This is a genomic window from Campylobacter sp. RM12640 (assembly GCF_020137595.1).
Taxonomy (GTDB): Bacteria; Campylobacterota; Campylobacteria; order Campylobacterales; family Campylobacteraceae; genus Campylobacter_E.
Window position 1 is genome coordinate 17,670 of sequence record NZ_JACGAU010000021.1, and the last position, 9,502, is coordinate 27,171.

Annotated in this window: 11 protein-coding genes; 2 read left to right on the top strand and 9 right to left on the bottom strand. The window is 24.8% G+C overall.

What is annotated here, in order from left to right; all coding sequences use genetic code 11:
• Window positions 1–46: 46 nt before the first annotated feature.
• From trbJ to AVBRAN12640_RS07970, 9 genes are all read right to left on the bottom strand, one after another.
• Window positions 47–805: a P-type conjugative transfer protein TrbJ gene (trbJ, locus tag AVBRAN12640_RS07930; protein ID WP_336607576.1), complete on the bottom strand. Its 759-nt coding sequence runs from the start codon at window positions 803–805 to the stop codon at window positions 47–49.
• Window positions 802–1,539: a TrbM/KikA/MpfK family conjugal transfer protein gene (locus tag AVBRAN12640_RS07935; protein ID WP_336607575.1), complete on the bottom strand. Its 738-nt coding sequence runs from the start codon at window positions 1,537–1,539 to the stop codon at window positions 802–804. The genes trbJ and AVBRAN12640_RS07935 overlap by 4 nt, the downstream gene beginning before the upstream one ends.
• Window positions 1,532–4,003: a conjugal transfer protein TrbE gene (locus tag AVBRAN12640_RS07940; RefSeq protein ID WP_336607574.1), complete on the bottom strand. Its 2,472-nt coding sequence runs from the start codon at window positions 4,001–4,003 to the stop codon at window positions 1,532–1,534. The genes AVBRAN12640_RS07935 and AVBRAN12640_RS07940 overlap by 8 nt, the downstream gene beginning before the upstream one ends.
• 1 nt (window position 4,004) lies before the next feature.
• Entirely contained in the window at window positions 4,005–4,298 is a 294-nt protein-coding gene (gene trbD, locus AVBRAN12640_RS07945) for a conjugal transfer protein TrbD (RefSeq protein ID WP_336607573.1), read from the bottom strand.
• Window positions 4,298–4,591, bottom strand: a complete 294-nt coding sequence (locus tag AVBRAN12640_RS07950) for a TrbC/VirB2 family protein (protein WP_336607572.1) — start codon at window positions 4,589–4,591, stop codon at window positions 4,298–4,300. Before AVBRAN12640_RS07950 ends, trbD begins: the two co-directional genes overlap by 1 nt.
• 113 nt (window positions 4,592–4,704) lie before the next feature.
• On the bottom strand, window positions 4,705–5,649 hold the full coding sequence (trbB, locus tag AVBRAN12640_RS07955; RefSeq protein ID WP_336607571.1) for a P-type conjugative transfer ATPase TrbB: 945 nt from the start codon (window positions 5,647–5,649) through the stop codon (window positions 4,705–4,707).
• A gap of 378 nt (window positions 5,650–6,027) precedes the next feature.
• Window positions 6,028–6,726, bottom strand: a complete 699-nt coding sequence (locus AVBRAN12640_RS07960) for a hypothetical protein (protein WP_336607570.1) — start codon at window positions 6,724–6,726, stop codon at window positions 6,028–6,030.
• 703 nt (window positions 6,727–7,429) lie between these two features.
• Window positions 7,430–7,873, bottom strand: coding sequence for a hypothetical protein (locus tag AVBRAN12640_RS07965; RefSeq protein ID WP_336607569.1), 444 nt, complete (start codon window positions 7,871–7,873; stop codon window positions 7,430–7,432).
• Window positions 7,874–7,963: 90 nt separating this feature from the next.
• Entirely contained in the window at window positions 7,964–8,269 is a 306-nt protein-coding gene (locus tag AVBRAN12640_RS07970) for a hypothetical protein (RefSeq protein ID WP_336607568.1), read from the bottom strand.
• 199 nt (window positions 8,270–8,468) lie between these two features.
• Between AVBRAN12640_RS07970 and AVBRAN12640_RS07975 the strand changes: the two genes are divergently transcribed.
• Both AVBRAN12640_RS07975 and AVBRAN12640_RS07980 read left to right on the top strand, forming a co-directional pair.
• Window positions 8,469–8,846 carry a plasmid mobilization protein gene (locus AVBRAN12640_RS07975; RefSeq protein WP_336607567.1) on the top strand — a complete coding sequence of 126 codons (378 nt, stop codon included), beginning with the start codon at window positions 8,469–8,471 and terminating at the stop codon, window positions 8,844–8,846.
• A partial coding sequence (locus AVBRAN12640_RS07980; RefSeq protein ID WP_336612985.1) for a relaxase/mobilization nuclease domain-containing protein occupies window positions 8,821–9,502 on the top strand: 682 nt, incomplete at its 3' end. The genes AVBRAN12640_RS07975 and AVBRAN12640_RS07980, both read left to right, overlap by 26 nt.

The following is a 9,502-nucleotide window of genomic DNA, read 5'->3' on the forward strand; positions in this document are numbered from 1 at the left end:
TTTTTTTCCTTTAATAAAAATTTAAAAACAATTTATTATATAACATTTATTTCCATTTGGTTACACTAGGAATAATCTTTTGAGTCCTTCCTGCCTTATTGGCATCCTTATAAAATTCGTGTAGTTTTTCTTCCATAGCTTGTTCTTTCATACTTTGAGCTGCTATAACATTTGATAACATAGCCATTTGGTCCATCATTGCAACCCTTAGCTTTCTTAGTTCATCTATTTGGTAAGCTAATAAATCATTTGCGGCTTGAGTTGCTTGTAATTGTCCTTTTGCACCTTCTGAACGCTCTTTTAGTTTTTTGATTGTTTTACTTTCTTCTTCTAATTGTTTATTATTTGCTTTCATTTTTTCTAAAGTAGCACGACTAGTTATTCTTAGATTATCATTAATTCTTTTGTTATAGTTATAACTATTTAATATTCTTTGTTCATCTGTTGAATTAATATAATCTTGTCTAATAGTTTCAGGATTTTTATATAGATTGTCAAACTTATCAGTAAGATTTTTTGTGTTATATGATAATGCACCTGCTGAATTTATAATATTATTAGTTTGGTATAAAATACTATCAAGTGTTTGCCAGTCAAATTTAGTTAAATTTTTTAAATTAGTTTTACTCATTTCAATCATATTTTTATATTGATTAATCTGAGTAGTTAATTGTTGTATTTGTTCAATTTGTGTGTAATAATCTTTAAGCTGACCTGCAATAGCAGCAATATCAACCGTAGGAATTCCTGAAGCACATATATTTGCTCCAAATAAAAAAATACATAAAATTTTACTTATTTTCATTTATATCTCCAGCATTTTTTATTGATTTGGTGTTTTTGTCTATAAACATCGTAGTAGTACATTTTTGCAATGCTATTTTCTCCTGAGCCAACTTTATAGTTTATACGACTTTTATAAATTTTATTAGCTGCTAAAAGTTCTTTAACTGTATTAGGTATTTGCATAGTATCAAGCCTACTAGGAAACCTTACACTAGGTGTTTTATAAACTATTGTTTCATAATATCCTTGATTCCATTCGGTGCTTGTAAAAAACCTATCACTACAAGTATTTATAGGCATTGTCATATCTGTGTATTTATTATTTATAAATCTAACGCAGGTTTTAGGTATATTTTTTGTTATTCTTATTAGTTTTATATCTTCATAAGAATTAGAGCTTTCATTAAAAACTTGTTTTGTAGAATATTCATATTGTCTATTAAATACTTCTGGTGTACATTCGTGCGGAATGTTTATAATAGCTTCTTTTAAATCAGTCATAATAGCATCATCTTCAATATTGTCTGTGCTGCCTGTTGGACATAAATTTAAAAAGCTTCTTCTTAAATCTAATGTTTTCCAAAACTTCTTGTGTTTAATTGAAAAAAAGTGTTTTAGTGGTGCAGCACATTCTGATGGCTTATTTGGTGTAGATAAGCATAAAAGCACTTCACAAGCAGTTTTAACTTCGCCAGTAAAAGTATTAGCAAATAAATTACTTGCTATAAATAAGGATAAAATTACCTTATTCATTTTTTTCTCCTTTAATTTGATAATGTTTATAATTAATTCCTTTATCATCTAAGAATTTAAAAGCCCAATCATTCGGATACTTTTCGTGTAATTCTTTGATTTTTTGAACGCTTTTTTTATCACTACAAGCAGTAAAAGCTAAATTGATTTTTTGTAAAGCTAAGCTAAATAATCTTGTTCCAAGCGGCGAAACATAGTAATAATCTCGCTTTTTAATGGCATTATTTATAATTGATATCTGAACATCATTAAGACCAAAAATTTTATAAAAATCATAAGGACCAAGTGTGTTTTCACTACCTTTATTGAACGCTTCATTATTTGGTAAAAATATTTTTGTAGGGCAAGATTCTTGTAATACATCAAGAATACCACTTTTTGCACTATCGCTAAGACTTTGAGTTGCCAATACTACCGCACAGTTTGCTTTTCTTAAAACTTTTAACCATTCAACTATTTTATTTTTAAATACTTTATGACCTAAAGCGATCCAGCCTTCATCAATAATTACAACTGTTGGACTTCCATCAAGGCTTTGTTCTATTTTAAAGAACAAATAAAGCAATACAGGAATAATATTTTGTTCGCCTAAATTCATTAAGTCTTCAATCTCAAAAGTAGTTATATTACTAAGGTTTAAGTTATCTTCTTCTGCATCTAATAAAAATCCAGCTGGACCTGAAATTGTGTAATGATGTAAAGCATCTCTTAATTCTTGGTCTTGTAAATTTGATACAAATTCAGTAAAAGATTTTGAATTAGTTTTAATATGTGATTCTAAAGCTTCGTGAATTGCTTTTTTATGTTTTGGTGTTAATTCCACATTTTGTAACTCCAAACAAGTTGCAATAAAGCTTTCAGCCCAAGCGATTTGAGTATTTGTTTTTATATTTGCTAAAGGTGCAAATGCTAGTTTTGAACCTTCACTAGCAATATTATAATGAGTTCCACCAGTTGCTAATGTGGTTGCATATAAACTACGACCTTTATCAAAAGCGTATACTTTAGCATTTTGATATTTTTGAAAATTAAGCAATAGGTTAGCTAATAAAACAGATTTACCTGCCCCGGTAGGACCAAATATTAGTGTATGCCCTATATCACTTACGTGTAAATTAAGTCTAAAAGGTGTTGAGCTACCTGTTACAACTTGCATTAAAGCAGGAGATTTTGGCGGAAATTTATCGTTAGAATTATATTTTTCTCCGCCCCAAATGCTATTCAATGGCATTAGGTGAGCTAAATTTAAAGTATTAATTACTGGTCTTCTAATATTTGCATTTACGTGAGCAGGTAAGCTGCCCAAATAAGCTTCAACTGCATTTATATTTTCAACTCTTGCAATAAAACCCAAACGCTCTAATAATAATTTTATTTCTTTGCATTTTTCTTCTAAACTTTCTAAGTCTATGTCGAATATAACAATATTTGCAGTGTAATAGCCAAAAGCAGTTAAACCTGAATTATTATCAGCTATTGCTGAATCCAACTCATTTACCATAGCTACTGCGTGAGCATCAACTTTTGAGCTAGGTCTATCTAAGAATTGGTCAATAAATCCCCTAGTTTTTTGTTGCCATTTTCTTCTATACTGATTTAAAGACTTTTGTGTTTCATAATTATCCATAAAGATAAATCGTGTATTAAATCTATAATCAAAATCCAATTCTGATAAATCTTTTAAAATATTTGGATAACTTTCTGCTGGAAAACCTTCAATTGCTATTGTAGCTATATATTTATTATCAATTTTAGGTTGAAACCCTGTTATAAATTCTTTGGCTCCAATAATACAATCTAAGAACATTGGAACTTTTGGAAGCATAACGTTTTGAATTTCGCCACAAATACAAAAATGAATAAACTCTAATAAATCACTAAAAATATATTCATTGCCAAATTCATCTTCTAATATTTTTTCACGCATTCTGCTAATATCAATAAAATTACTTAAACTATTTTCTAAATCATTTAAAGTATTTTTAAAATATTCAAGTATTTTAACTCCTTGATTATTAGAATTCTTTGCTGTATCATCTTCAACCATCAAGTTAAGAATTTTATTAATATTTTTATGTGGTGGTAAATATGTAAATATGATAGTAAAAAGATTTTCAAAATGCTTTGTATTTTTAAAATACATTTTTCTTTCTTCTTCTATAATATTTGCTATTTCACTGATATAGTGTGTATCTCCACTTAAGTAAGAATCAGAATGGGTTCTTGAGCAGTCAATATGAACTACCCAACCATTTCCTAACCTACTTAAAATTGAATTAATATTTGTTGCAATTGTATTTCTATCATTTAATGTAATTGAGCTAATATCACTTGCTTTATAATAAAAACCTGCAGTTAAGCTACCATCTTTATTTAATAATACACCATCTTCAATAAAGGTTGAATAATTTAATATATCTGAAAAAGCTTTAGCTTTATTTCTAAATTCTTTAAGCAAAAACATTTTAAGCCTTTAAATATGAAAAATAACTTGCCTGAGCTACATAGTATTTTTTATACTTTATTTGTCTTTGAAATATATCTTTCATAAGTGGGTCGTGTTTAGCCATTGTTCTTAATAAAAATCCACCAGCAAATAAAATAAAACAACCTATAAGAGTTGATATTAAAGTTAATCCAGTGAAAATTAAGGTAAAGCTAATCAACATATTAAATAAAACTAACTCTCTATCTGCACCAAACACTAAGTTTGGTTTATTTAATGCTTGATATATATCAACTCTTTGCAACTCTTGCATTAGATTAATGCTCCAGTAACACCAAACATAGCTAAAATATTATTAGCTGCTACAACAACAGCAGCTACTAAAATTACATAAATTAAAGATTTCATAAAGCCTGAAATTTCGCCACCCCAAATTAGACCAGCACCAGTTCCCATAATTGCCAAAATCGAAATTGTAAAAGCCACAGGACCTGTTAAACTAGCCTTTAATTGTGTTAATGGTCCTTCCCAAGGCATACCACTACCAGTTGAAGCTAATAAATAATCAACTCCAAAAATTAAAAACAATAATAAAAATTTTTTCATTTTTTCTCCTTATTAATTTTTCGTATAGGTAGTAAAACTAGTACTATACGTTTTTCTAACTTTTTTAATGATTTCAAATGCTAGGATTTGAAATAGTTTTTTAATGAACACAACTAAATTAATTGAATTTCATATTTTTTATTTACATTGTCATAACTTAATACTTTTGCTATTTCTTCAATTCTCCTTCCTTGTATAGTTTTTTTGATAAAAACAACCAAATTAATAGCTTCTGCTATAAGTTGTCCCATAGGAGCATTACTAGCTTCTGCTATCAATTGTTCTAGTCTTGTAAGTCCTGCATAGGCTGAATTAGCGTGTATTGTTGCAATTCCACCAGGATGACCTGTATTCCAAGCCTTTAATAAATCTAAAGCTTCTTTACTTCTAGTTTCACCAACTATAATTCTGTCTGGTCTAAGTCTCATCGTAGCTTTTAAAAGCCTTAGCATATCTACTTTTTCATTGGCTCTTAAAATAACTTTATTTTCACTAGCACATTGTAATTCTGCTGTGTCTTCAATGATTACTATTCTTTGATTTGGTGCTTTTTGAGATATTTCATAGATTAAAGCGTTAGAAAAAGTAGTTTTTCCACTACCTGTTCCGCCAACAACTAAAATATTTAATCTTTCTAATACTGCATTAACTAAAAAATCTTTTTGAGATTTAGTGATAATATTTGTATTTTCATAATCATCAAGTGTAAAAATTTTAATAGCTTTTTTACGTATAGTAAAAGTCGGTTTTGATACTACTGGAGGTATTAATGCTTCAAATCTTGAACCATCAAGCGGAAATTCGCATTCTAATATAGGATTATCAGCATTAATAACTGTGTCTATATAGCTTGCGACTGAAGTAATAATTGATTTTGCTTTAATTTCAGAAAAGTTATTGTTCAAAACAAACATATCTTTTCCAAACTGTTCAATCCACAATTTACCATCAGAATTAAGCATAATTTCAATAGTATTTGGGTCGTTAAAAACTGTTAAAACTTCTTGAAATTCTCTTGAGATTTTTGCAATTATTCTTTCTTGGTGTTCGCTATTCATAAGCCAACTCCAAGAAAGTAAAAAAAGTAAGTTTTTGAACTAAGTAATTTAGTTCGCCCCCCCCCCCTTACGAGCGAAATTAGTTTCTAATTTTTGAATAATAGGTGCAATATTTGTCAACATTTGTAAATAAAAATTGTATTGTTTTAATAACATTAAACACCTTTTAAAATATAATTTTACGCTATTTTATAAGATATGCGTAAATTGTCAAGCAATTTGAAACAAATCAAGCATTCTTTTATTAAATTACTCAAAATGTTACATAGTTTGAAACAAATCAAGCATTCTTTTATTAAATTACTCAAAATGTTACATAGTTTGAAACAAATCAAGCATTCTTTTATTAAATTACTCAAAATGTTACATAGTTTGAAACTATTGTTTTTCATTATCTAAATCAATAATCGTATCATTAAGACCTAATTCTTCATTATGCTTAACTACTCTAATTTCAGTTTGACAAGTATTGTTGTCGTTTGATTTTACAATAGAATCAACTTTATATTCATTTTTATTTATCAACTCTTGATAATCACAATAATAAGTTTCTTTAATTATCTCTTGTTTTACTTCAAGTTTTTCAAAATCAAAATCAGTAATCACCATTTGTCTTAATCTTTTTAACTCTCTAAAGCTACCTTTTCCAACAATGTTTGGATTTACTAAAAAGCTATCTTGATTAAAAACCATATACTTTTCTTGAAGTTCAGGTGTATTTAGTGGTAATAAAACTTTTTTCTCAATTAAACCTTGAATAGCTCTTGAAACAGAAGCTTTACTAAGTCCTGTTAAAGCCATAAATTCTTTTCTTAACCCTGAATAGATAGTAACTACATTCCCATAATTCATTCTAGTAATTGTTGCAAATAAAATTTGTCTTTCTATATTTGAAAGTTCAGTATTAATAAAATTAATATTTTCTACAAAAAATTGAATAAATTCATCACGTTTAACAAAATGCTTTACTACAATTTCTTCTTTATTTAAAACATTACCATTGGTATCCAAATTAGTTTTTTCAATGCTTAACAAATTTTTAGATAATCTATCTTCTTCTAAATGTCTAATATCCATAAAAATCCTTTAAAACAAAACTTACAAAATAATATAACAAAAAAATTAACATTTGTTTCTATAAATGAAACATTTTAAACATTTTGAGAAAAATAATAATTTTTTTATTATTGCGTTTGTTTCACTAGTGATATTGTTAGTTTCACGTGTGAGTTATTCTGTTTCACGTGTGAAACAAGATAAAAAATATCGTATTTAAGAAAACCCCTATAAAATAGCAGTTTAATGTCTTAAGCATTTTTTAAGATTACATATTATTATATTCTCCAAAATAAAAAATAAAATTTTAAGAATTTTAAGAATTTAATTTTATTAAATTTTATTCTTTAAGTTTAAATTAAGATTTGTAAAAATTTAAAAAAATTTGAATTTTTAAAAAATTTAAAATTTTAAAAAAAATTATTCTTTAAGTTTAAATTAAGATTTGTAAAATTTGTTTTACCATCATATTCTTTAAGTTTAAATTAAGATTTGTAAAAATTTAAAAAAATTTGAATTTTTAAAAAATTTAAAATTTTAAAAAAAATTATTCTTTAAGTTTAAATTAAGTTCTAAAAACGATTTTAAACTATTTTTTATTGTATATAAGGTTAAGTATAGATTAAATGTAAATTTTTAATTTTAGATATGTTTTTGTGCATTTATTATATATTTTAAAAATAAATTATTGTTTTATTATTAAAATTTAAATTTATTTTTTAATTTATTTTTTTAAATCACTTTTTTTATCTTCAATAAAAATTTTTGTATATTTTCTAACAAAATAAAAATATAAAATTAGATAAATAATTATATTAATAAAATTACCATAATGTGTAAAATTCGGTATTCTTATAAATAAAATTTCAAAATATTCATTTGAAAAAAATTTATAAAAATCCATAAAAATATAAAATGGAATACTAACTACATAAATTGATTCAAATAATGCACCATAAAATAATTTTTTACTATAAAAATATTCTGCAATCATTTCTATTATTTTTATAAATAACATTCCTAAATAAAAACAACCTAAAACAGCAATAATAGCACCAATTATAAAAGAATCAGTGATTAAACTAGCTGCTTTAGCTGATAACATAAAAGCTACAAAAAATGGATACCAAAATGAAGAATAAATCAAGTAAAAATATAAATTTTTCAAATAAACTCCTTAAATTTTTAATTATTATATAATAATAATCTTAAAATTATATAATTTTTATATAGAATATATATAATTACTATATATATTTTATAAAATCTTTTTAATATCTTTACCGTATAAAGGAGAAAAAACTTTATTATCATTTCTAATTTCTATTTTTTTTGGTTCTTTAATATCCTTAGAAATATTTTCATTTTTTGTATAATTTAATTGATTTTTTAATTTAAATTCATCGTTAAAATATTTATTAAATTGCTCATAACACATTTGAATATTTTTTTCTTTTTTGAAATGCTCAAAAAGTATTTTAGATACTACTATGCCAGAGTTATATTTATCCTTAATATATTCAATATTACTATAAAATTCAATTTTTGCTTCTCCACGTTTCATTGCTGCCCTTAATAATAAAATATAATTAATTTTAATAAAATATAATTAATTATAAGCAATTATAATTCAATATAGTATTTTTTATAAAAAAATATTGTTTTTTTGCTATAATTTGGAGTCTAAAAAGGACAGGATATGTATTTGCTACACAAATACTAAGTTTTGTCGCTAAAGCTCCAAAAATAAGGATATGCACCAAATGAAAAAAAATAAAATCAAACAAATACACTTTAGAGTTACCGAAGATGAATATAACAATATAAAGAATAAAGCTAATAATTATAATTTTTCAGTATCTAAATATTTATATAACATAGCAAATAACTATCCTATCAAATCAATTACTGACCAAAAAGTAGCAAGTGATTTATTATTAATTGCTGGTGATATTGGTCGACTTGGTGGTTTATTTAAACATTGGTTAGTAAAAAATGAAGATAAAAAAAATAATTTTTCAAAAAATAAAAGCTATGAAGATATTGAAAAAATAGTAGATAAAATATTAGATTTGCAAATAGAACTTAAAGAAAAAGCAAAAGAGATAATCAAAAATGATTATAAAAAAAGTGATATTTAAAAAGCAAAACAAATCGAGTTTTAAAAATTTAGCAAATTATATACTTGATAGAGATGATAAAAAATTATTTAATTATATAGTAGATAAAGAACATAAAGAAAATGATAAAGTAGAATCATTTAAGTTTTCAAATTGTTCTTTTGATGATATAGATGATAATATATTTGAAATTTTAAATACTCAAATTTTAAATACTATAACTAAACAAGATAAAACTATGCACTTAATAGTATCTTTTAAAGAAGATGAAAAACCTAAAAAAGAAATTTTAGATGATATAGAAAATGAAATAGTTGCTGTTCTTTGTATGAAAGAACATCAAAGAGTAAGTGCGGTCCATACAAATACTAATAATTTACATATGCATATAGCTATTAATAAAGTCAATCCAATAACATATAAAGTAATTAATCCATATAATGACGTTAAAATTTTACAAAATTTAGCAATTAAACTTGAAAAAAAACATAAATTACAAAAAGATAATCATATATCAAATAAAGATTTAAATAAAAATATATATAACAAACATACTATGAGTACAGGTTTTAATGAGTGGGTTAAAAATAAATTAGAAAATAAAGTAGAAGATGTTTTAAATAATGAAAATGCTACTTTTAATGATATTGTAAAGCTATTATTTGATTATGATTTAG

Excerpts from the sequence above, each read along its gene's own strand:
- AVBRAN12640_RS07940 (WP_336607574.1), bottom strand. The coding sequence starts at position 4,003 with ATGTTTTTGCTTAAAGAATTTAGAAATAAAGCTAAAGCTTTTTCAGAT.
- AVBRAN12640_RS07950 (WP_336607572.1), bottom strand. The coding sequence starts at position 4,591 with ATGAAAAAATTTTTATTATTGTTTTTAATTTTTGGAGTTGATTATTTA.
- trbB (WP_336607571.1), bottom strand. The coding sequence starts at position 5,649 with ATGAATAGCGAACACCAAGAAAGAATAATTGCAAAAATCTCAAGAGAA.
- trbJ (WP_336607576.1), bottom strand. The coding sequence starts at position 805 with ATGAAAATAAGTAAAATTTTATGTATTTTTTTATTTGGAGCAAATATA.
- AVBRAN12640_RS07960 (WP_336607570.1), bottom strand. The coding sequence starts at position 6,726 with ATGGATATTAGACATTTAGAAGAAGATAGATTATCTAAAAATTTGTTA.
- trbD (WP_336607573.1), bottom strand. The coding sequence starts at position 4,298 with ATGCAAGAGTTGCAAAGAGTTGATATATATCAAGCATTAAATAAACCA.
- AVBRAN12640_RS07975 (WP_336607567.1), top strand. The coding sequence starts at position 8,469 with ATGAAAAAAAATAAAATCAAACAAATACACTTTAGAGTTACCGAAGAT.
- AVBRAN12640_RS07935 (WP_336607575.1), bottom strand. The coding sequence starts at position 1,539 with ATGAATAAGGTAATTTTATCCTTATTTATAGCAAGTAATTTATTTGCT.
- AVBRAN12640_RS07970 (WP_336607568.1), bottom strand. The coding sequence starts at position 8,269 with ATGAAACGTGGAGAAGCAAAAATTGAATTTTATAGTAATATTGAATAT.